Here is a 21,160-nt window from a genome sequence, read left to right on the forward strand (position 1 = left end):
GTCTGGATATAGATAGAATTTATCCTATGTTCCTACATTGCCCCCCCTGTTTCAATGCTAGTGTTTCAGGGAGTAGTATATTTTTTCTGCCAGCGCGTGCGAGATACCTGGCACATTGGCGATCTCCTCCACCGACGCATTCAGCAGCGGTTGCAGGCCCCCCATGTACTTAAGCAGTTGCTGACGCCGTTTTGGCCCTACCCCTTCGATGCTTTCCAGCGCACTGGTGTTCTTCACTTTAGCCCGTTTTTTACGGTGGCCCGAGATCGCATGGTTGTGAGCATCGTCACGAATATGCTGGATCACATGCAGCGCAGGGGCATCCGGCGGCAATGATACGCCCTCGCCTTCCGCTTCGAAGAACAGCGTCTCCAGACCCGCTTTACGATCGCTGCCTTTAGCGACGCCCAGCAGAATGGGCTGGCGCTTGTCCCAGGGCACATCCAGTTCGGCGAAAACCTGCAGCGCCTGAGCCAGCTGGCCTTTACCGCCATCAATCAGAATGACATCCGGGATCTTATCTTCTTCAATCGCCTTACCATAACGGCGGCGCAGCACCTGATTCATGGCGGCATAGTCGTCGCCTGGCGTGATGCCACTGATGTTGTAGCGACGGTAATCGGCGCGCAGCGGACCATTCTGATCAAACACCACGCAGGAGGCGATGGTCTGCTCACCCATGGTGTGACTGATATCGAAACACTCCATCCGCCTGATTTTGTCGAGCTCAAGAAACTCCGCCAGCGCCATAAGCCGCTGATGGATGGTCGAATGCTGTGACAGGCGGGTCGTCAGCGCCGTCGCGGCGTTGGTGCGTGCCAGCTTAAGGTAACGGGCGCGATCACCACGGGGCTTGCTCTGAATATTCACCCGCCGTCCCGCCAGTTCACTGAGCGACGCGGCCAGCAGTTCGCGTTCCGGAAGAGTGAAGTCCAGCAGAATGTCGCCCGGCAGCGTTCGTGCCTCGCTGCCCTGCAGGTAGAACTGCCCGACAAAAGTCTGCACGACCTCCGCCAGGTCGGTATCCACTGGCACCTTCGGAAAGTAGCTGCGGCTGCCCAGCACTTTACCCTGGCGGATGAACAACACATGCAGACAGGCCATGCCTGCGTCATACGCGACACCCATGACATCCAGGTCGTCGCCCTGATTCGAGACAAATTGCTTTTCGGTAATGCGGCGCACGGCCTGGATCTGATCGCGCAGTTGTGCTGCTTCCTCGAAGCGCAGGCCGACGCTGGCCTCTTCCATACGTTTCACCAGCTGGTTGAGAACCTGATCGTCCTTACCGGCCAGGAACAGCCGCACGTAATCGGTTTGCTGCGCGTACTCCTCTTCGCTGACCAGCCCCGCCACGCAGGGCCCAAGGCATCGGCCAATCTGATACTGCAGACAGGGCCGCGAGCGATTACGGTAAACACTGTTTTCGCACTGACGAATAGGAAAAACTTTCTGCAGTAATCCCAGGGTTTCCCGCACCGCATAGCCGTTGGGGAATGGGCCAAAGTAATCGCCTTTGGCATGCTTTGCGCCACGGTGTATCGCCAGTCGCGGATGGGTATCGCCGCTCAGAAAAATGTAGGGATAAGATTTATCGTCGCGCAGCAGCACGTTATAGCGCGGCTGATAAAGCTTGATGTAGTTATGCTCAAGCAGCAGCGCTTCGGTTTCGGTGTGGGTAACGGTGACATCGATGTGCTGGATATTGCTGACCAGCGCTTCGGTTTTTCGGCTGCCGACCTGGGTGCGGAAGTAGCTGGTCAGACGCTTCTTCAGGTCTTTGGCTTTACCCACATAGATGACAGTGCCTGAGGCGTCATACATGCGGTAAACACCGGGCTTGCTGGTTACCGTACTCAGAAAGGCTTTGGAATCAAAAACGTCATTCACTACTGATTAACGGCTCCGCATTGAAGAGACCATGTCGAATGGCCAGATGCGTTAACTCGACGTCGCCACTGATGTTCAGCTTACTGAACATCCGATAGCGATAACTGTTAACGGTTTTAGGACTGAGATTTAACTGCTCGGAAATTTCCGTCACCTTTTGTCCTCGGGTGATCATCAGCATAATCTGCAATTCCCTTTCCGACAAACAGCTGAAGGGGGATTCCGCTTTTTGCGGTTCAATCTGGCTCAGTGCCATCTGCTGAGCGATGTCCGAAGCGATGTAGCGTTGCCCGGCATTCACTGAGCGGATAGCGTTGACCACCTCCTGTGGCGCAGCCCCTTTACTCAGGTAGCCTGCGGCACCTGCCTGCATAACTTTAGCAGGCAGGGGATTTTCCGTATGAATGGTCAGCATAATAATCCTGATATCGGGATTGTAGCGCACGATTTTACGCGTCGCCTCCAGTCCACCGATGCCCGGCATATTCATATCCATCAGGATGACATCGACCGGGTTGGCCCGGCACCACTTCACCGCATCCTCGCCACAGTTCACCTCTCCGACCACGGCCAGACCCTTGACATCCTCCAGGATGCGACGGATGCCGGCACGGACAAGTTCATGGTCATCAACAAGAAGTACACTGATCAACGGGGAAACTCCGGAGGCTAAAAAAGGGGAAATCATTCACAATTCAGGAGGCAATCATACCCGCTTTTACCTCAAAAGCACATCAACAAAGTCAAACAGTGGGCGCTTTATAAGATTCGTAACGGATACAGGTAACGTGCATAAACAGCATTTTCACAGAATCAGCCGGGCTGCTTAATAACAGGATAATCTCTTTTATATCAGCACATTAACATCGTAACACGGCATAATTCTGCTGGCTGATTCTGTTCTGTAACGCCGTCTGGCATGGCAGTAATTACTTTCATAGATTGATTAGTTTCACTGGACAAACCAGCTATTTATCGCAAAGCGAAGCCATTGCAACGGCAACCCCCTGCCCCTGTGATATACTCACGCTTTGCTGTGCGGACAGAGGGCCGGCACGTTGTCATTCACCAAGGAGAAAATCATGAGCGATGAAGATTTTGCCACTTCGCAGGAAGCCCAGAAATTAGCGGATGAGATCGCGGGTCTTAAGATGATGATCACCCTTATCCTCAAAGGTATGGGTCAGGCTGATGCCGGAAAAGTGATCATCAACATGGAGCGCTATGTGCAGACTTTGGGCGATAAGCCACAGGCCGAAGTGTTCAGCAATACCATCAAACAGATTAAAACGGCCTACCGCCAGTAAGCCCTCTGCCCCCGCCCGGGGGCAGACTGGTCAGTTATGTGCCTGCCAGTTCACTGACACGCCCAGCGTCGGCAGTACCTCTTCCGGGCTGAAACGCCGCGTTCCACGATACTTCTCGGCCAGCGCAGGCTGAACCACGGGGATGCGAATTGCAAACAGGTTATCTTCTGACAGAATGAGTCCTGGCGTCAGCGGTTCATAGACGACCTGGTGCTCCTCAAACATTTTCTCCAGCATCGGCGTGGCCGAGCTGATGATATATTCCATTCCATTCAGTTCAGCCAGCTGCACGGCGTGCCACAGAATATTCAGCGGCAACTCAGCATCCACTTCCAGTCGGGCTGAGAAGCGCGACATCTCCCAAACTTTCTCATGACTGAAAGGCAACACGATGCCCTCGCTCTGCTCAGGCTCGAACCACGGCATCAGGCGCGCGCAGCCGCTGATCCCGAAACGGGCGTTCCAGGCGATAAGCCAGGTGACGTCTGAACGATCGTAGCGATCATACTCCTGTCCTGGCGTGCTGAGGCGGGGAGGAATAGACCACCCCTCGCCGCGTGCAAAGACGCTGTACCGATAGCTGCCCAGCTCGGCAAGTAATGAGGATGGCATATCCTTTAACTGTGTTTGCACTATTTTCATTATGCGCCTCTGACATCCTCATGTTGCTGTGATTTCTTTGCGCCAGCCTGGCAAAGTTCCGGCGCAGGGTAGACAACTGCCCTGAACAAAGGAACTGCTAAAAGTGGCAGTTGTTTATTGTTCAAATCAGCCCGATTGCCGCTGCATAACAGGCAATTTGCGTTTTATTGGAGACACTGAAACGCTTTTGCATATTTTTTTGATGAAAATTAACGGTATGTTCTGAGATGGATAAAATCAGCGAAATTTCTGCCGCTGTTTTTCCTTCGGCTGTCCATTTCAGAATTTCCAGCTCACGCTGGCTGAACGCATTCTTCAGCACCATCATGGCATCATCGCGAATACGTTCCAGCGTATCCAGGCTTAGTTCCGCTAAGAGGTGTAGTTTTACCTCCAGCTCAGCATGGCAGAGCTGAACTGGAATGGGCTGTTTCGATGATATAGATAATATACCAATGACGCGATTTGGTGCCATTGCAGAGCATGAAAAACCACTCATCAGCCCATGTTCTCTTGCCTCAGCCCACAGATCGCCGGCGTCAGCGAACAGCTCCTGTGACCACGCCATCCCCCGGCCCGGTTGCTGACAAAACGTGAGCACCGGATCGACAGCGTAATAATTCTGCTTCTCATAACGCTTCACCCAGAGTCCGGGATAGGTGCTATGCAAATGTATCTGAGGTCGGGTAAAAGGCACCGGATGCTGAATCAGAAAGGCAAAGTAGTCAAAGCCTAATGATTCAGTAAAGTGTTGCAATAACGTCTTCAGTTCAGAAGAAAGCGTTAATGCCTGAAATTGTTTTTTCACCTCACTTCGCCAGGCGAAATAATTTTCAGTGCTCATATTGCCTCAGCGTTTTTCTACTCGCCCTTACGGTGTTATTCAGTCGGATTCATCCGTTAAAATAAATTAGCAGAAAATGATTAATTTATTCCTGACGTGAGCCGTCGCATTCTGCAGCGCATTTAACCTTTCACCACGGTCAGGGAGTGAAGACCTGTCTTCGTCAATACAATGTGAGGCCTGTCACAGCAATTTCAATCGCCCACAAAGAATAAGATTTTTCTGATAGGATTTCAATCCCTGCAAATGAGCTTAAAAAATTCCGTGCCCGATAAAGTACACGAAAAATAGCCTGGAGGAATGCGTCAGTTGCGTATTTAATGCGTAAACAAAGTGTTAATAATGGAGTCGCGCGCTGAATAGAAACAGGAACGTTCGACATATTTTTCAGCAGGAAATAAGCGTTAAGCCAAATAAAAGCACACCCATTTCGTTTTTCTGTTAACAGAGCGATTCGCCGGCCATAAAGATTGCCTGCTCGCGCGCTGCCCTGACGGCTCTGACCGACCAGGCTCACGCTGTTAAGGCGATGGCCGAAAGAGATAACGAGCGGCTATTTTCACAGACCGTTTTGCATCTTATTCTTCGCGTCTGTCACCTCTCTTCCTGTTGCTCTGCACCTCTGCTTTTTTACAGCGCGGATAATCTGACTGGCAGAAAAGTGCCGAACGCACTCAGATTTGACTTAATTTCTCTGTCGGCCCGAACCCGGTGCAGGCGATTACTATTGCTCATCCCAGCGCGCCATTCACTGACTCTATTTTAGTCATGAAAATCACTTTACCGATAGTCACGCTGCTGACGTATCTGAAAATAAATTTTTATCGGAAACGCTGCGCGTTATTCCTCAACGACTCCGGGTAAATAAACAATTAATTTCTCTTAATCCACGCTCGCTTCACCCTGAAATAATTTCATTCAGTTGGCTAAAGTAACGAGTCAGAAATGCAGAAAATCTGATCAATTTGTTTAGCCCGCCAACACATTACTGTTGAATTAACTGGCACTAAAAAAACCACAATGCATTTTACGCTTACTTGTGTTCAGAGACAGGCGATGTCAGGCAGGATGCACGCCCCCTATTCAGCGGTTGTATTTCTACTGGTCCGGTCAGTGCCTGATTGATGACGGCCTTGATCTTTTCAGATTTAGCGGCAATAGCCTGTACCACGCATACCCAGATGAAAATGGGTGGCGTGCGCGGCGTTATAGTCTGGTCCGAGCGCATTACCAAAGACCGCACAGCCTCCGCGCCAGAGCGTATGCAGCATGGCTGCTTTCTCTGCCGGCTGTTGCCAGTGACGACTGACAACCAGTTGCTGGCCATCCGCCAGTTGAAAGCCCGTAATATCCAGCGCATCGGCGGTCGCATGTTCGCTACGCCGTCCCTGTGCGCGATGGTAGATGTTACGGCAGGCATAGCTGCCCACATGGTTAATCCGGACCAGTGGACTGTGCATATCGCGGATCGTCTGCTGACGGCTTTGCAACGCATACATAGTGCTGGCCACTGCCATCGGGCAGCTCGCCAGAAAACTGCTGCTCAGGCTGACCGGCCCCAGTTTCTGAATCCGCAGCGGATGACTGATTGGGCACTCTCCCGTAATCGGGGGACGCTCACTGAAGCTGACCCAGCCCGCCTGTTGCGCCCGACGCATGACGTCCAGACAGGCGCTGGCATTACCGGCAAGTCGTTTCATCTTCATCTGTGTCATCCATCCGGGCGGATCGGTAACAGAAAGCGGAGTAAAGGGATTGAACGGCGGCGGCAGATGCTGCTTAAGCCAGGGTAAGCTGCCCCATCCCAGTGCGATTAACAGCAAAAACAGGATAAGCGTGCGCATAGATCCCTTCGCAGCATGATGATTAACAGACAAAAAGTGTAGAAGCAGATCTCCTTTTCCGCGCTGGGCCTGACACATCGTGATGAATAATTACGCAGACTGACGCAGGAGTGACCAGAACCGCCTGTTAATAGTGCTCATGAGGCCACAGGCTTCACAATTGATAAAAAAGCGTTACCCGGTTCAGGCCCTCTTCCTCTATCTTATGCCGACTTGCCTCCGGGCAGACGCGCTTACTAACAGCCAGCAGAGCTGACACAACATCAAGACAGGAAAGACAATTCTATGGTTGATCAATCAAAAGAAACCACACGCGCACTTGAGGCGCCCGACAAGCTCCAGCGTAATCTGCATAATCGTCACATCCAGCTCATTGCCATTGGTGGTGCGATCGGTACCGGCCTGTTCATGGGCTCAGGAAAAACGATCAGCCTGGCCGGTCCCTCGATTATTTTCGTCTATATGATCATCGGCTTTATGCTGTTCTTTGTGATGCGCGCGATGGGGGAGTTACTGCTCTCAAACCTCGAATATAAGTCCTTCAGTGATTTTGCCGCTGACCTGCTCGGCCCGTGGGCGGGTTATTTTACGGGCTGGACTTACTGGTTCTGTTGGGTTGTGACCGGCATTGCCGACGTGGTCGCAATCAGCGCCTATTTTCAGCTCTGGTTCCCGGGCTTTTCAATCTGGATGAGCGCCCTGCTCTGCGTCGTGGTGTTTCTGGCGCTGAACATTGCCACCGTCAGACTGTTTGGCGAAATGGAGTTCTGGTTCGCGATCATTAAAATCGTCGCCATTGTGGCGCTGATCGTCACCGGCATCGTGCTGGTGTCGCTTCACTACCCCTCGCCTGGCGGCGGTACGGCGGCTCTGAGCAATATCTGGGAGCACGGCGGTCTGTTCCCGAAAGGCATCAGCGGCTTCTTTGCCGGCTTTCAGATTGCGGTCTTTGCGTTTGTCGGTATCGAGCTGGTGGGCACCGCGGCGGCAGAGACGCACGATCCGCATAAAGTCTTACCGCGTGCGATTAATGCCATTCCATTGCGGGTCATTATGTTCTACGTGCTGGCGCTGATGGTCATCATGGCGGTAACGCCGTGGACCCAGGTCATGGCCGATCGCAGTCCGTTTGTCGAAATGTTTGTCCTGATTGGCCTGCCTGCAGCGGCGAGTATCGTCAACTTTGTGGTGCTGACCTCGGCAGCTTCCTCAGCCAACAGCGGCATTTTCTCCACCAGCCGTATGCTCTATGGTCTGTCTCAGCAGGGTGTGGCGAGCCGCGCTTTTGGCCGGCTCTCGGCCCGTTCAGTGCCCACGACCGGCCTCTTCTTCTCCTGCCTCTGCCTGCTGGTGGGCGTGGCGCTGATCTATCTGATCCCGGATGTGATGAAGGTCTTTACCCTGGTGACGACCGTGTCAGCCATTCTGTTTATGTTTGTCTGGACCATCATCCTCTGTAGCTATCTGGCCTACCGGAAGAAACATCCGCAGCGTCATGCGGAGTCGGCGTTTAAAATGCCGCTGGGCAAATTCATGTGCTGGGTCTGTATGGCCTTCTTCGCCTTTGTGCTGGTGCTGCTGACGCTGCAGGACGACACGCGTCAGGCGCTGATGGTGACGCCACTCTGGTTTGCCCTGTTGGGCACAGGCTGGATGCTACGCCGTCGTCGCAGCCGCTGATTCTTAGCACAGTGAAATCAGCCCGGTCATCTGACCGGGCTTTTTTTTACAGCCGTTCCGCCAGCGCTGCGAAAACGGCGGTGAAGGGCGGACGCTCATAAGGCAGACGCTGCGGTCGCGGATCGGGGTGCGCCGCCGTGCCAAGGCCGAAGGTAAAGGTATAGGCTTCCCCTTCCCCCATGCGCAGATCGGCTATCGTCGTTTGCCCACGTTGCTCGCGGAGGGCGTAGAAGCCGTGGCTGAACCAGGCAACACGCTCTGCGTGCCAGTTACCCCGGAAACGGTCAAACAGTTCGGGATGTCGCGGATACCACTTCACCTGCAATGGGCGCGTCGGCGATAACAGCGACCAGTAAACCTCGCCATAGCGGTCGGCCGTCATCACCACGCCACGCCAGACCAGTGTGTTAAAGGGGGTGGGCGTGACCAGCACCCGGTCAGCCGGAATCCCCTGCTGCGTCAGCGCATCGTTAATCTGCCCGCCTGCAATGCCCTGAATGACCACACTCCACGCCAGATAGAGGGTACTCAGCGCGAGTCCGATCCGGTTTGCGCGCAACCCGCTGTCGCTGCGCCGCCAGAGCGCCACACCCAGACCGGCAAGCAGCGGCAGCGTATAGAGCGGATCGACGATATAGATACTGCCGACCGCATAGGGATAATCGGTCAGCGGAAGGCCCAGCTGAGTGCCATATACCGTCATCAGATCCAGCAGCGGATGCGTAATCAGCGCCAGCCAGATCGCGGGCCACCACTGCGGCCATTTCACTCCACGACGAAACAATCCCGCCACCAGCCAGGCCACCACGGGAGAGAAAAGTGTAAGCCAGAGCAGTGCATGACTCTCTGTGCGATGCAGGGTCATGTTGCGAATCGCATCACCGTGATCCAGAAAAACATCCAGATCCGGCAGAGTGCCGCAGACGCCACCTGCCAGCGCAGCCTGCCAGACCGGGACCCGACGCCCCATTACCGTTACACTGACTGCGGAACCCAGCACAAACTGCGACACAGAATCCATGCTTTCCCCTCCTGCTCCCGATGATTGCGCCTGTTTCAGCGCACGCGAATACCTTCAATGATCATGCGCTGCACATTATCAACAGTCTGGTCGAAAAACGCCGGATCGCTAAGTGTCTGGCCGGTTACCGCCTCGACCTGCGTGGCAAAGTCAGCATAGTGCTGCGTGGTGGCCCACAGCATAAAGATAAGATGCTGCGGCTGAACGCCCGCCAGACGCCCTTCAGCTATCCAGCGTTCAATGATGGCCGCTTTGTCATCCACCAGTTGCTTGAGATCGCCTGCCAGCTCCCCTTTCAGCAGCGGCGCGCTCTGCAGCATCTCCAGACAGAAGAGCCGTGATGCCTGCGGATGGTCGCGCGAGACTTCCAGTTTCAGCCGGATGTAGTGCCGGATGGCCATCAGCGGATCCTGGTCATGCGTCAGCGCGCGCAGGGGGGCCAGCCAGACATCCAGAATCTCCTTCAGTACCGCCACATAGAGGGCTTCTTTAGAAGGAAAATAGTAGAGCAGATTGGTCTTGGAGACGTCGGCCAGCTCGGCCACCTTGTCGAGACTGGTGCCGTGAATACCAAACTGAGAGAAGAAGGTCAGTGCCGCGTCAAGTATGGCGGCCCGCTTCGCTGCAACGGCGCGCGAACGACGCGTTGGCTTTTTTTCATCGGTTTTCACAGGTTTACCTCATCCATCTGGTGTCAGCGCATCATAGCAAAGGCCGGAAGATGTGACTAACGGCCCGCCTGCACCTTTTTTGCTCAGCCTGCATGCAAAACGTGCAGCGATTTTTGACCAAACGGTCTGAAATGGACCCGACAGTCTGCATACCTCTTTCGGGTTAAATTTAACTTATTGTTATTTATCACAATAAAAAATGTGGCACACAGTTTGCAAAATTGTGACTGAGCGCAGCCCACAGGGATGTAGCAGGATGCAGTGCCGCGCGTGAAACACCTTTCCCCCATTGCAACGAGGTTTCACATGAAGATAGGCGTCTTTATTCCGATTGGTAACAATGGCTGGCTGATTTCGTCCAACGCGCCGCAGTACATGCCGACCTTTGAACTGAACAAAGCGATTGTGCTGAAAGCAGAGCATTACCATTTCGATTTTGCGCTCTCGATGATCAAACTGCGCGGCTTCGGCGGAAAAACCGAATTCTGGGATCACAATCTGGAGTCATTCACCCTGATGGCTGGCCTGGCGGCCGTCACCTCGCGCATTGAAATCTATGCCACCGCTGCCACCCTGACGCTGCCCCCGGCGATCGTGGCGCGCATGGCCTCCACTATCGACTCTATTTCGGGCGGGCGTTTCGGCGTCAATCTGGTGACTGGCTGGCAGAAGCCGGAATATGAGCAGATGGGTATGTGGCCCGGCGATGCGTACTTCAGCAGCCGCTACGCCTATCTCACCGAATACGTGACAGTGCTGCGTGACCTGTGGGGCACCGGCCGCTCAGACTTTAAAGGTGAATTCTTCACCATGAACGACTGCCGCGTCAGTCCACAACCGCAGCGTCCGATGAAGGTGATCTGCGCCGGGCAAAGTGATGCCGGCATGGCCTTCTCGGCGCAGCACGCAGACTATAACTTCTGCTTCGGCAAAGGCGTCAACACGCCAGCAGCATTCAGCGCAACGTCGGTGCGCATGAAGCAGGCGGCAGAGAAAGCGGGCCGCGATGTGGGTTCTTACGTACTGTTTATGATCATCGCAGCGGAAACCGACGAAGAGGCGCGGGCAAAGTGGGAATATTACAAAGCCGGTGCGGACGAAGAGGCGCTCTCCTGGCTCACGACACAAAGCCAGCAGGACACCCGATCAGGCAGCGATACCAATGTGCGCCAGATGGCGGATCCGACCTCGGCTGTCAATATCAATATGGGCACGCTGGTCGGCTCCTGGGCCAGCGTGGCGAAGATGCTGGATGAGGTGGCGCAGGTAGAGGGCACCCACGGCGTACTGCTGACGTTTGACGATTTCCTGCAGGGGATCGAAAACTTCGGCCAGCATATTCAGCCATTGATGACCTGTCGCAGTGCCCTGCTGGATGCACAGAAGGAGGTCGCGTGATGAAGACGGTTTACTGCGCGCACATCAGGGATATTCCTCAGGTGGAACTGCCGGCACGCCCTGAAGCAATCGCCTTTCCCCCTGCTCAGTCGGCGCTGATTGTCGTGGATATGCAGAATGCCTATGCCACTGAAGGCGGCTATCTCGATCTGGCGGGCTTCGATGTCTCCGAGACAAAGCCGGTCATTGCAAAAATTCATCAGGCAGTGACGGCGGCCCGCGCGGCAGGTGTCCAGATTATCTGGTTTCAGAATGGCTGGGACAGTGACTATGTGGAGGCGGGCGACGCCGGTTCGCCCAACTTCCACAAATCTAATGCGCTGAAAACCATGCGTAAGCGGCCCGAGCTGCAGGGCTCGCTGCTGTCGAAAGGCGGCTGGGATTATGCGCTGGTCGATGAACTGGTGCCGCAACCGGGTGACATCGTGCTGCCAAAATCGCGCTACAGCGGCTTCTATAACACGCCACTCGACAGCATGCTGCGCAGTCGTGGCATCCGCCATCTGATCTTTACCGGCATCGCCACCAACGTCTGCGTAGAGTCGACCCTGCGCGATGGCTTCTTCCTTGAGTATTTCGGCGTGGTGCTGGAAGACGCTACATATCAGGCTGGGCCGCCGTCGGCTCAGCAAGCCGCACTGTTCAACATCGAAACCTTTTTTGGCTGGGTTTCGGATGTCGAAACGTTCTGCGAAAGCCTGAATGCCCACTAATTCAACCCGAGGATGACGCTATGCCGAAAACCGTTATCGTGCCGCCAGGCACCACCACCCCTATTGCGCCGTTTGTGCCAGGCACGCTGGCGGACGGAGTGGTCTATGTCTCCGGTACGCTGCCGTTCGATGCGGAGAACAACGTGGTGCACGTCGGGGATGCTGCAGCACAGACCCGCCACGTGCTGGAAACCATTAAAAAAGTCATTGAAACCGCGGGCGGCAGCCTGGCGGATGTGACCTTTAACTCGATCTTTATCACTGACTGGGCCAACTACGCGGCGGTTAACCAGATCTATGCCGACTATTTTCCCGGCGACAAGCCCGCCCGCTTTTGTATTCAGTGCGGACTGGTTAAGCCGGATGCGCTGATTGAGATCGCCTCCGTGGCGCACATCGGCCACGCGGAGGTCTGATGCAGCTGGATATTCTGGGTCTGCAGGATCCCGATGCGCCAACGCTGGTGCTCGCTTCCGGTCTGGGCGGCGTGGCGGGATTCTGGCAGCCACAGCTGGCGGCCCTGACCGCACGCTATCGGGTCGTACTCTATGACCAGCGCGGCACCGGGCGCAGCAGTGAACGTCTGCCGGAAGATTACAGTATGGCGATGATGGCAGCCGAGCTGGCCGACGCGCTGGCGCAGCACAACATCCTGCGCTTCAGCCTGATCGGTCATGCGCTGGGCGGTCTGATCGGGCTGCAGCTGGCGCTGGATTTTCCGACGCGCATCGAACGGATCGTGGTCATTAATGGCTGGCTGGCGCTGCATCCTCATACCCGCCGCTGCTTTGAGGCGCGCCAGGCGCTGCTGCTCAACAGCGGTGTAGCGGCCTTTGTCCGCGCGCAGCCGCTGTTTCTCTATCCTGCGGAGTGGATGGCACAGCATCAGGCGCGAATGGAGCAGGAGGATCATCATCACGTTGCTCATTTTCAGGGCGAGCATAACCTGATGCGGCGGCTGCATGCGCTGATGCACACCGACTTCAGCACACAGGCTGAGCGTATCACGCAGCCGGTGCTGGTTATCGCCAGTCAGGATGACCTGCTGGTGCCCTGGAGCTGCTCAGCGGCGCTGGCCGGGGCGCTGCCCGCCGCCACCGAACAGAGGATGGCCTGGGGCGGACATGCCATGAGTGTCACCGACGCCGAAAACTTCAATGTCCTGCTGCTGCAGTGGCTGGATCAGACGGATGATGTGCAGCCGCTGCGGCGCGTCGCCCTCACCTTTTAGGAAGAAAATTATGAGCCTGGATATCCTTAACCCCGCCGTTGAGAAGATGGCGTTCCGCAATGCGATGTCGCGGCTGGGTGCCGCAGTCAACATCATTACTACCGAAGGCCCGGCCGGACGCGCAGGGTTTACCGCCTCCGCCGTGTGCAGCGTGACGGACTCGCCGCCGACGCTGCTGGTCTGCCTGAATCGCGCCGCCTCCGTTTATCCGGTGTTTCGCGAAAATATGCAGCTCTGCGTCAACACGCTGGCGGCGGGTCATGAAGACCTTTCCAGCCTGTTCGGCGGCAAAACGCCGATGGCTGACCGCTTCAGCGCCGCAGAGTGGTCAGCGGCGGTAACCGGCTCGCCGGTGCTACGCGGCGCGATCGCCTCTTTTGACTGCCGCATCACCCAGATTGTCAGCGTCGGCACGCATGACACGCTGTTCTGCGAAGTCGTGGACGTGGTTCACAGTGAGGATAACCACGGACTGGCGTGGTTTGATCGGGGATACCATCCCCTGAAGCGGCAGGAAGCCCGTTAACGTTTTACCGCACCCACCGGCAGTTATGATGCTCTGGAGTAGACGATGGCAAAATCCTGGTTTCCACAATGGCAGAAGAAGTCGGCTTTAACAGAAAACGGTATTATCGCCCCGGATGAGACACTGCCGCTGGGGCAGACGCTGGTGCTGGGGTTACAGCATGCGGTGGCGATGTTTGGTGCAACGGTGCTGATGCCGCTGCTGATGGGGCTGGATCCGAATCTGGCGATTCTGGTTTCGGGTGCAGGTACGCTGCTGTTCTTCTTTATTACCGGCGGCCGGGTGCCCAGCTATCTGGGTTCAAGCGCCGCCTTCGTCGGTGTGGTGATTGCGGTCACCGGTTTCAGCGGCCAGGGGCTCAATCCTCACCTCAGCGTCGCGCTGGGCGGCGTGATCGCCTGCGGCCTCCTCTACACTCTGATCGGGCTGGTGGTGATGAAGTCCGGTACGCGCTGGATCGAAAACCTGATGCCGCCGGTCGTGACCGGCGCGGTGGTGATGGCGATTGGCCTGAATCTGGCACCTATTGCGGTGCACAGCGTCTCCGCCTCGGCGTTTGACAGCTGGGTCGCAGTGATGACCGTGCTCTGCATTGGTCTGGTGGCGGTATTTACCCGCGGGATGGTTCAGCGTCTTCTGATTCTGGTCGGGCTGATTCTGGCCTGGGCGATCTTTGCGCTGCTGACCAACGTTATGGGGCTCGGCAAACCGGTCGACTTTACCCTGCTGTCGCAGGCCGCGTGGTTTGGTCTGCCTCACACCACCGCTCCGACCTTTGATCTGCAGGCGATGGTGCTGATCGCGCCGGTAGCGATCATTCTGGTGGCAGAAAACCTTGGCCACCTGAAAGCAGTAGCGGGCATGACCGGACGGAATCTTGATCCCTGGATGGGTCGCGCTTTTGTGGGCGACGGTCTGGCGACGCTGCTTTCCGGATCGGTCGGCGGCAGCGGCGTCACCACCTATGCCGAAAATATCGGGGTGATGGCCGTGACCAAAGTCTACTCCACGCTGGCGTTTGTCGCCGCCGCCGTCATCGCCATTCTGGCTGGTTTCTCGCCTAAGTTTGGCGCACTGATCCACACCATTCCGGCTCCCGTCATTGGTGGTGCCTCTATTGTGGTGTTCGGGCTGATTGCGGTGGCGGGCGCACGCATCTGGGTGCAGAACCATGTCGATCTGGGTCAGAACAGTCATCTGATTATGGTGGCGACTACGCTGGTGCTTGGCGCAGGCGACTTCGCGCTGAAAATTGGCTCTTTTACCCTGGGCGGTATCGGCACGGCCACCTTTGGCGCAATTATCCTTAACGCACTGTTGCGTCGTCGCACTGCGCAGCAGCAGGATAAGCCGCTGGCGCGACAGCAAAGCTGACTATTCCAGCGGTGTGGCCGCAGGCTGCACCGCCTTTTTCCGTTTCAGACGCAGTTCGCTGACGATTACCCCGCAGACAATCAGCGCCCCGCCCAGCAACGCCAGCCCGGGCAGACGCTCACCCGCGATGCGTCCCACCACGCCCGCCCAGACCGGTTCGCCGGCATAGATCACCGTCGCGCGGGTCGGCGAAACGCTGCGCTGCGCCCAGTTCATCGTTACCTGAATCAGCGCGCTGGCGGCACCCAGCCCGAGTGCGCTGAGCAGCAACGGCGTAGAAAGTTCAGGCATCCCTTCACCATTGGGGATCATCAGCCCAAAGGCACACAGCGAAGCCACCGCCAGCTGGATGAGCGTGACGCGACGCACATCCACCCTACCGGCATAACGACTGATCAAGATGATTTCGGCAGCGATCGCCAGGGTACTGAGCAGCGTCGCCACTTCCCCTCTGTTCAGGCTGATACGCCCATCCTGCGGTCCGGCCACCAGCAGCAGGCCGGTAAAGGCTAGCGTGATCCCCAGCCACGACATCAGTCCGGGCGGCCGACGCAGAAACAGCCACTGCAGCAGCGGCACAACCGGCACATAGAGCGCGGTCAGGAATGCTGACTGGCTGCTGGAGATGGTCTGCATACCCCATGTCTGCAAGCCGTAGCCACCAGCGATCGACAGGCCAATCAGTACGCCTGCCCTGACCTCCAGCCAGGTGATGCCGGCCAGATAGCGCCGGAAAAAGAACGCCAGCAGCAGTGCGGCAGTGGCAAAACGGAGGCCGACAAAGAAGAACGGCCCCGAATAGTGCATCGCGCGATGCACCACCAGAAAGGTTCCGCCCCAGATCATCGTGATAAAAAGTAGCACCAGTTCCTGCCGCGTCAGGCGCAGGGTTAGCGCGCGGGATGTGTCCGACATAATTCACCTGATAGGGTATCCGGACAGTATTGTGAGGAGAGCCAGGGGTAAAAGCAATGACGTTCACCGCCGGTCTCACCCGGCGGCGTAGTGAGGTCAGGCGTCCGCTTTTTTAGGACTGCTGCGACCGCCTTTCTCCCCGGCACGCGCGGCGCGCTCCGGATCGTTCTTAAAATTGCCGCCGCTATTTTTTCCGCCTTTACGTCCTGCTTCTGCGGCCCGTTCACGATTTTCGGCAAAATTGCCTGAACCTCCACGATGTGTGGCCATGATCTGCTCCTGTCGCGTAGTGCGATAAATAAGAATAAAACCCAGAGGGCTGAAGCGCCGATTACAACCCCGGCCCATGCTTAAATATTAGCCATTTTTTGCTTGCGCCCCGCTGACAGTCACATTTAGCAACAGACTAAACACCATAAATTTGATTAAAAAGCGCATATTCTGCCGTTAAACAATCGATTAGCTGCTGAATTATTGCCCGCCTGGTCTGTCTCCATTCCCCCGTCTCACCCATATAACAAAAGCTCTTCTATACTTTTTCTGCACGTTAAAACCACCCGGAGAGATCTATGGCCAGAATTCTGGTGCTTTACTACTCGATGTACGGACATGTTGAAACGATGGCGAACGCGGTTGCAGAAGGCGCTCGTCGGGTTCCCGGCGCGGAAGTGGATATCCTGCGGGTACCAGAAACGATGGAGGCCGATCGCTTCGCAAAGGTGGGCGGCAAAACCGATCAGCAGGCCGCAGAAGCGACGCCTGACGTTCTGCCGCACTATGACGCAATTATCGTTGGTACCCCTACCCGCTTTGGCAATATGTCCGGCCAGATGCGCACGTTCTGGGATCGCACAGGCGGTCTCTGGGCTTCAGGTGCGCTTTACGGCAAGGTGGCCAGCGTCTTTACCTCTACCGGTACCGGCGGTGGCCAGGAACAGACCATCACCTCCGTCTGGACCACCCTGGCGCATCACGGCATGGTGATTGTGCCTATCGGTTATGGCACTAAAGAGCTGTTCGATATCTCTGAGGTTCGCGGCGGCACGCCTTACGGCGCGACGACGCTGGCGGGCGGCGATGGTTCGCGTCAGCCGACCGAAGCGGAACTCAACATCGCCCGTTTCCAGGGTGAGCATGTTGCCGGACTGACTGTCAAACTTAAGGGCTGATTTCATTAAAGGAGAAAAGTATGTCTACTGAACAATCAAAAGCACATCACGTCGGCGAATGGGCCAGTCTGCGCCATACCTCCCCGGAAATTGCTGAGGCCATTTTCGAAGTGGCTGACTACGATGAACGGCTGGCGGAAGAGATCTGGCGTCAGCAGGGCAGCGATGACGTTCTGATCCGTGCCTTTAAAAAAACCGATAAAGATCTGCTGACCTGGGATGATAAGCCCGTCGAGCGCAAAAACGTCTGATTCAGGGGCGGGACTTTCCCGCCCTCCTCGCTTTAGCGCACCAAGGAGAACGCGATGTCTTCCTATCAAAGCATTAATCCCGCAAACAACCAGTTGCTGAAAAGCTGGCCTTCACACGACGCCGACGCCGTCAGTCATGCGCTGGACGTGGCCGATCGCCTGTTTCATTCCTCATGGAGTAAAGGTGATATTCAGCCGCGCCTGCAGGTTCTGCAAAAACTGGCTGACCTGATTGATAGCCGTGCGGAAGAACTGGCGACGATTGCCAGTAAAGAGATGGGCAAGCTGATCGGTCAGAGCCGCGGTGAAGTGAAGATCTGCTCGCAGATCGCCCGTTATTACGCCGAAAATGCCGAACGCATTCTGCAACCGGAAGCCTATCCCAGCGCACTGGGCGAAGCCTGGGTCGAATATCATCCGATTGGCGTTCTGGTGGCCGTCGAGCCGTGGAATTTCCCTTATTATCAGTTGATGCGCGTGCTCGCGCCAAATCTCGCGCTGGGTAACCCGGTGCTGGCCAAACATGCCAATATCGTGCCGCACTGCGCCGATGTTTTTGAGAAACTGGTGCGTGAAGCCGGTGCGCCAGAAGGTGCCTGGACCAATCTGTTCATCTCGAATGAGCAGGTCGCCGATCTGATCGCCGACGATCGGGTGCAGGGGGTGGCGCTGACCGGGTCGGAACGTGCCGGCAGCGCCGTCGCTGAGCAGGCGGGCAAGTATCTTAAGAAGTCGACGCTGGAACTGGGCGGCAACGATGTCTTTGTGGTGCTGGATGATGCGGATCTTGATGAAGCAGTACGTCAGGGAGTACAGGCGCGTCTCAGTAACTGCGGCCAGGTCTGCACTGCCGCCAAGCGCTTTATTCTGCATGAGAAGATTGCCGATCAGTTCATCAGTCAGTTCAGCGCTGCGCTGAGTTCTGCGACGCTGGGCGATCCGCTGGATGAAAAGACCACACTCGGGCCCCTCTCGTCTGCCGATGCGCGTGACCGCTTGGTGAAACAGGTCGATGAAGCTGTCGCCAGTGGCGCAAAAGTACTGACCGGCGGCAAAGCGGTTGAAGGCGTGGGCTGCTATTATCAGCCGACAATCCTCACCGGCATTACCCCGGATAATCCGGCCTACTACCAGGAGTTTTTTGGCCCGGTTGCGCAGGTTTATGTGGTAGGTAATGATCAGGCTGCCGTCGCGCTGGCGAACGACTCTCACTATGGTCTGGGGGGCTCTGTCTGGACCCGCGACACTGCACGTGGTCGTCAGCTGGCGTCTGCCATCGAAACCGGCATGGTCTTTATCAACTCGCAGAGTGATACCTCAGCGGAACTGCCCTTCGGCGGAGTGAAACGTTCTGGCTATGGCCGTGAACTGTCCGATCTGGGCATCAAAGAGTTCGCAAACCAGAAGCTGGTGGTGGTGGCGGGATAACCGTTCCGGTGCCATAAAAAAACCCCGTCTCGACGGGGTTTTTTAGTATTGGCAGGCGTAGACGATTACTGTGTCGCCACGGCCGCCGGTTTAAATTCGTCCTTGTTCGCAGCGGCAGGCGCGTTCGCAGCGTTAACATTGTCCGCTTTATCACTGCCTGCGGCTTCCGTCGGTGCCTTATCAGCTTTCGCTTTTTCAGCAGCCGCTTTGTCTGCTTTTTCCTTTTCAGCTGCCGCTTTCTCTGCTGCCGCCTTGTCCGCTTTCGCTTTTTCAGCTGCTGCTTTGTCCGCCGCTGCTTTGTCCGCTTTCGCCTTCTCAGCCGCCGCTTTATCCGCTGCCGCTTTGTCGGTTTTGGCTTTCTCTGCAGCCGCTTTATCAGCATCAGACTTCTCTTTCACTGCTGCGGCTTTATCTGTCTGCGCCTTATCCGCCGCCGCATCCTGGGTTGCTGCCGCCTCCGCACTGTCATCAGACTTCACAGCCGCTGCCGGTTGTGGCGCTGCTGCAGGCTGCATTGGGGTTCCCTGCAGCGCGCTATTCAGCACCTGAGCGAACTGATCCCAGCTGCAATAGCCGTTTGCATCAGTTTCACAACCCGCCAGCTGCAGCGTGACACGCTTCGGCGGATTCTTCAGGCTCAGCACATCAGCATTACGCAGCTGGTCGGCGCTCTGATAAACATACTCCACCTTGAGCAGATCTTTGTCGTTTTTCGCATCATGCCAGCGCTCAAATACCACCTGACCGCCAATTGGCGTTTTTTCGTAGGTATCCGGCAGCTCATAAGGTTTGACCTGTAGCGCACTCAGCAGCGAGGCGATATTGGAATCATGCCCTACCATCAGCGTCACTTTCGGCGCGTTGGCTTTGTCCTGATCCACTAATTGGCTGCGGATATAATCCACCAGCGGCGCGGCGACTTCACGGGACACATCCGGGCTGGTGAACAGCGCATCCTGATAGCCATTTTTGATGGCCGACAGCGCTTTCCACTGCTCAGGCGTCTTGATCTGGCCCCATGCCACCTGATCCAGCGGGAACCCTTCATAGTATTGCAGCGTAAAGGCATCCATTAATGAGTTACCCACTTTCAGCGGGCCACTGACGTTCGGCTCTTTGCCGTTTTCTGCGCTGAAGGTGTTCTGACCGCTGCTTAAATCACACGACTTTTTGTTATTACAGGCCGGTGAGGCTTTGTAATCGACAATCTTTTCCAGGCGCTGGAAGGCGGGCTTCAGCGACAGTTTCTCATTCGCGGCAGCCATCGCAGCCAGCGCTTTTTTGTTGAATGCCTCACTGCCGTCGGTGATGACCGGATTGAAGATAGGATCCATGGTGCCCATTTGATCCTGATGGGTGACGGCGACATCACAGCCAGGGAAAGCACCATTAACAAAGAACTGGGCGGTCGCCACGGTGCGCTGCAGGCTGTTGGCATACACAAAAATGTTATTGCTGTCCGGACAGCTGCCGTTTTTCACCAGTCCCTGCTGTGCCAGCCACTGACGGGTGTAGTTACCCATGTAGACTTCCAGCACGCCACCTTTGGTGGTCAGTTGTCCGCCGGGAACGTCCCACTGCGGCCAGCTTTTTTTCGTCGACTGTTCCAGCACGCTGCCATTGTCCGCCAGCGGTGCGCGCAGATTGTGGCGACTTAACATCAGCACCTGCTGGAGCTGCATATTACTGTCAGCCGCCAGGGCTACTGTACCGACCGGCAATGCAGCGAGTACTGACACTGCGCAAAGACTCAGTTTATTGATCATTGTGCCTATTCCATTCATTCAGTAAAGAAACACTCTGGCTATCAACCGATTAGCGCGCTTCAGAGCGATGTAATCAACAGTGTAACTCAGCTCGCCTCAGAAAAGCGCCAGATGTTTGCAAAAACAGTGAGTGGACTATAGCAGAGATACAACGGAGAAAGGCGTGTGCGGTGGTGCATCCGGGAGACCAGTCCGATTTTTGGCAAGGAATGCGTCTGGGGAGGGCAGAAACGAAACAGGCCAGCACTGCGTGCTGGCCTGTAAAATCTGGCGGAGGAGGAGAGATTCGAACTCTCGGATGGTTTCCCATCGGCGGTTTTCAAGACCGCTGCCTTAAGCCACTCGGCCACCCCTCCGTTTTAAAACTTTACTGCATCGGCAAAATCGTCAGATTCTGCCACTTTACGGTCCGCTGATGATACAGGGAAGATAAAGTGGCGGAGGAGGAGAGATTCGAACTCTCGGATGGTTTCCCATCGGCGGTTTTCAA

21 protein-coding genes and 1 tRNA gene are annotated in these 21,160 nt (G+C 56.0%); 11 read left to right on the forward strand and 11 right to left on the reverse strand.

Annotated elements, in window-relative coordinates; genetic code table 11:
- Positions 1–57: 57 nt before the first annotated feature.
- Positions 58–1,890, reverse strand: a complete 1,833-nt coding sequence (uvrC, locus tag RT657_RS03030; protein WP_313652414.1) for an excinuclease ABC subunit UvrC — start codon at positions 1,888–1,890, stop codon at positions 58–60.
- Positions 1,883–2,542 (reverse strand): UvrY/SirA/GacA family response regulator transcription factor, encoded by a 660-nt coding sequence (uvrY, locus tag RT657_RS03035; protein WP_313652415.1) that lies wholly within the window; start codon positions 2,540–2,542, stop codon positions 1,883–1,885. Before uvrY ends, uvrC begins: the two co-directional genes overlap by 8 nt.
- 430 nt (positions 2,543–2,972) lie before the next feature.
- Here uvrY and RT657_RS03040 point away from each other — a divergent pair, with 430 nt between their 5' ends.
- Positions 2,973–3,197: a DUF2594 family protein gene (locus tag RT657_RS03040; protein ID WP_313652416.1), complete on the forward strand. Its 225-nt coding sequence runs from the start codon at positions 2,973–2,975 to the stop codon at positions 3,195–3,197.
- 30 nt (positions 3,198–3,227) lie between these two features.
- Here the strand turns inward: RT657_RS03040 and RT657_RS03045 are convergent, their stop codons facing one another.
- The 3 genes from RT657_RS03045 to RT657_RS03055 form a co-directional block, all read right to left on the reverse strand.
- The gene (locus RT657_RS03045; protein ID WP_313652417.1) at positions 3,228–3,839 is read right to left on the reverse strand and encodes an autoinducer synthase; all 612 of its coding nucleotides are present in this window, start codon (positions 3,837–3,839) and stop codon (positions 3,228–3,230) included.
- Positions 3,840–3,960: 121 nt separating this feature from the next.
- Complete coding sequence (gene sdiA, locus RT657_RS03050; protein WP_313652418.1) at positions 3,961–4,683, reverse strand: transcriptional regulator SdiA; 723 nt, start codon at positions 4,681–4,683, stop codon at positions 3,961–3,963.
- Positions 4,684–5,831: 1,148 nt separating this feature from the next.
- Complete coding sequence (locus RT657_RS03055) at positions 5,832–6,527, reverse strand: extensin family protein (RefSeq protein ID WP_313652419.1); 696 nt, start codon at positions 6,525–6,527, stop codon at positions 5,832–5,834.
- A gap of 285 nt (positions 6,528–6,812) precedes the next feature.
- Between RT657_RS03055 and cycA the strand changes: the two genes are divergently transcribed.
- A complete protein-coding gene (gene cycA, locus RT657_RS03060; RefSeq protein WP_313652420.1) occupies positions 6,813–8,207 on the forward strand; it encodes a D-serine/D-alanine/glycine transporter in 1,395 nt (464 codons plus the stop codon).
- A 46-nt stretch (positions 8,208–8,253) separates the two neighbouring features.
- Here cycA and RT657_RS03065 read toward each other — a convergent pair whose 3' ends face one another.
- Together RT657_RS03065 and rutR are read right to left on the reverse strand one after the other, a co-directional pair.
- Positions 8,254–9,228 (reverse strand): metal-dependent hydrolase, encoded by a 975-nt coding sequence (locus RT657_RS03065; protein ID WP_313652421.1) that lies wholly within the window; start codon positions 9,226–9,228, stop codon positions 8,254–8,256.
- Positions 9,229–9,263: 35 nt separating this feature from the next.
- On the reverse strand, positions 9,264–9,899 hold the full coding sequence (rutR, locus tag RT657_RS03070) for an HTH-type transcriptional regulator RutR (protein ID WP_313652422.1): 636 nt from the start codon (positions 9,897–9,899) through the stop codon (positions 9,264–9,266).
- 306 nt (positions 9,900–10,205) lie between these two features.
- Between rutR and rutA the strand changes: the two genes are divergently transcribed.
- From rutA to rutG, 6 genes are read left to right on the forward strand one after another with little or no spacing between them, the layout of a single operon-like run.
- The gene (rutA, locus tag RT657_RS03075; protein WP_313652423.1) at positions 10,206–11,297 is read left to right on the forward strand and encodes a pyrimidine utilization protein A; all 1,092 of its coding nucleotides are present in this window, start codon (positions 10,206–10,208) and stop codon (positions 11,295–11,297) included.
- Positions 11,297–12,010 carry a pyrimidine utilization protein B gene (gene rutB / locus RT657_RS03080; protein ID WP_313652701.1) on the forward strand — a complete coding sequence of 238 codons (714 nt, stop codon included), beginning with the start codon at positions 11,297–11,299 and terminating at the stop codon, positions 12,008–12,010. Before rutA ends, rutB begins: the two co-directional genes overlap by 1 nt.
- Before the next feature lie 20 nt (positions 12,011–12,030).
- Entirely contained in the window at positions 12,031–12,426 is a 396-nt protein-coding gene (gene rutC, locus RT657_RS03085; RefSeq protein WP_313652424.1) for a pyrimidine utilization protein C, read from the forward strand.
- Positions 12,426–13,241: a pyrimidine utilization protein D gene (rutD, locus tag RT657_RS03090; RefSeq protein ID WP_313652425.1), complete on the forward strand. Its 816-nt coding sequence runs from the start codon at positions 12,426–12,428 to the stop codon at positions 13,239–13,241. Before rutC ends, rutD begins: the two co-directional genes overlap by 1 nt.
- A gap of 10 nt (positions 13,242–13,251) precedes the next feature.
- Positions 13,252–13,767: an NADH-dependent FMN reductase RutF gene (gene rutF / locus RT657_RS03095; RefSeq protein ID WP_313652426.1), complete on the forward strand. Its 516-nt coding sequence runs from the start codon at positions 13,252–13,254 to the stop codon at positions 13,765–13,767.
- A 45-nt stretch (positions 13,768–13,812) separates the two neighbouring features.
- Positions 13,813–15,141, forward strand: coding sequence for a pyrimidine utilization transport protein G (gene rutG, locus RT657_RS03100; protein ID WP_313652427.1), 1,329 nt, complete (start codon positions 13,813–13,815; stop codon positions 15,139–15,141).
- On the opposite strand, the gene RT657_RS03105 is transcribed toward rutG, so the two are convergent.
- Both RT657_RS03105 and RT657_RS03110 read right to left on the reverse strand, forming a co-directional pair.
- Entirely contained in the window at positions 15,142–16,056 is a 915-nt protein-coding gene (locus RT657_RS03105) for a DMT family transporter (protein ID WP_313652428.1), read from the reverse strand.
- A 96-nt stretch (positions 16,057–16,152) separates the two neighbouring features.
- A complete protein-coding gene (locus RT657_RS03110) occupies positions 16,153–16,326 on the reverse strand; it encodes a general stress protein (protein WP_111138563.1) in 174 nt (57 codons plus the stop codon).
- Between the two features lie 299 nt (positions 16,327–16,625).
- Here RT657_RS03110 and wrbA point away from each other — a divergent pair, with 299 nt between their 5' ends.
- From wrbA to RT657_RS03125, 3 genes are read left to right on the forward strand one after another with little or no spacing between them, the layout of a single operon-like run.
- Positions 16,626–17,225 (forward strand): NAD(P)H:quinone oxidoreductase, encoded by a 600-nt coding sequence (gene wrbA, locus RT657_RS03115; RefSeq protein WP_313652429.1) that lies wholly within the window; start codon positions 16,626–16,628, stop codon positions 17,223–17,225.
- Between the two features lie 20 nt (positions 17,226–17,245).
- Positions 17,246–17,476 carry a YccJ family protein gene (locus tag RT657_RS03120; protein ID WP_128084432.1) on the forward strand — a complete coding sequence of 77 codons (231 nt, stop codon included), beginning with the start codon at positions 17,246–17,248 and terminating at the stop codon, positions 17,474–17,476.
- Positions 17,477–17,530: 54 nt separating this feature from the next.
- Positions 17,531–18,904, forward strand: coding sequence for an NAD-dependent succinate-semialdehyde dehydrogenase (locus tag RT657_RS03125; protein WP_313652431.1), 1,374 nt, complete (start codon positions 17,531–17,533; stop codon positions 18,902–18,904).
- 65 nt (positions 18,905–18,969) lie between these two features.
- Here RT657_RS03125 and agp read toward each other — a convergent pair whose 3' ends face one another.
- Positions 18,970–20,670 (reverse strand): bifunctional glucose-1-phosphatase/inositol phosphatase, encoded by a 1,701-nt coding sequence (gene agp, locus RT657_RS03130; protein WP_313652432.1) that lies wholly within the window; start codon positions 20,668–20,670, stop codon positions 18,970–18,972.
- Between the two features lie 268 nt (positions 20,671–20,938).
- A tRNA-Ser gene (locus RT657_RS03135) sits at positions 20,939–21,026 on the reverse strand.
- Positions 21,027–21,160: the final 134 nt, after the last annotated feature.

Origin of the sequence: Pantoea sp., assembly GCF_032114055.1 — a bacterium.
Lineage (GTDB): Bacteria > Pseudomonadota > Gammaproteobacteria > Enterobacterales > Enterobacteriaceae > Pantoea.

What these genes read in the sequence shown, in the direction of transcription:
- RT657_RS03105 (WP_313652428.1), bottom strand. Translation starts at nt 16,056, where the DNA reads ATGTCGGACACATCCCGCGCGCTAACCCTGCGCCTGACGCGGCAGGAA.
- rutD (WP_313652425.1), top strand. Translation starts at nt 12,426, where the DNA reads ATGCAGCTGGATATTCTGGGTCTGCAGGATCCCGATGCGCCAACGCTG.
- wrbA (WP_313652429.1), top strand. Translation starts at nt 16,626, where the DNA reads ATGGCCAGAATTCTGGTGCTTTACTACTCGATGTACGGACATGTTGAA.
- RT657_RS03065 (WP_313652421.1), bottom strand. Translation starts at nt 9,228, where the DNA reads ATGGATTCTGTGTCGCAGTTTGTGCTGGGTTCCGCAGTCAGTGTAACG.
- RT657_RS03055 (WP_313652419.1), bottom strand. Translation starts at nt 6,527, where the DNA reads ATGCGCACGCTTATCCTGTTTTTGCTGTTAATCGCACTGGGATGGGGC.
- cycA (WP_313652420.1), top strand. Translation starts at nt 6,813, where the DNA reads ATGGTTGATCAATCAAAAGAAACCACACGCGCACTTGAGGCGCCCGAC.
- RT657_RS03120 (WP_128084432.1), top strand. Translation starts at nt 17,246, where the DNA reads ATGTCTACTGAACAATCAAAAGCACATCACGTCGGCGAATGGGCCAGT.
- agp (WP_313652432.1), bottom strand. Translation starts at nt 20,670, where the DNA reads ATGATCAATAAACTGAGTCTTTGCGCAGTGTCAGTACTCGCTGCATTG.
- rutB (WP_313652701.1), top strand. Translation starts at nt 11,297, where the DNA reads ATGAAGACGGTTTACTGCGCGCACATCAGGGATATTCCTCAGGTGGAA.
- RT657_RS03045 (WP_313652417.1), bottom strand. Translation starts at nt 3,839, where the DNA reads ATGAAAATAGTGCAAACACAGTTAAAGGATATGCCATCCTCATTACTT.
- rutA (WP_313652423.1), top strand. Translation starts at nt 10,206, where the DNA reads ATGAAGATAGGCGTCTTTATTCCGATTGGTAACAATGGCTGGCTGATT.
- rutG (WP_313652427.1), top strand. Translation starts at nt 13,813, where the DNA reads ATGGCAAAATCCTGGTTTCCACAATGGCAGAAGAAGTCGGCTTTAACA.
- RT657_RS03125 (WP_313652431.1), top strand. Translation starts at nt 17,531, where the DNA reads ATGTCTTCCTATCAAAGCATTAATCCCGCAAACAACCAGTTGCTGAAA.
- RT657_RS03040 (WP_313652416.1), top strand. Translation starts at nt 2,973, where the DNA reads ATGAGCGATGAAGATTTTGCCACTTCGCAGGAAGCCCAGAAATTAGCG.
- rutF (WP_313652426.1), top strand. Translation starts at nt 13,252, where the DNA reads ATGAGCCTGGATATCCTTAACCCCGCCGTTGAGAAGATGGCGTTCCGC.
- RT657_RS03110 (WP_111138563.1), bottom strand. Translation starts at nt 16,326, where the DNA reads ATGGCCACACATCGTGGAGGTTCAGGCAATTTTGCCGAAAATCGTGAA.
- rutC (WP_313652424.1), top strand. Translation starts at nt 12,031, where the DNA reads ATGCCGAAAACCGTTATCGTGCCGCCAGGCACCACCACCCCTATTGCG.
- sdiA (WP_313652418.1), bottom strand. Translation starts at nt 4,683, where the DNA reads ATGAGCACTGAAAATTATTTCGCCTGGCGAAGTGAGGTGAAAAAACAA.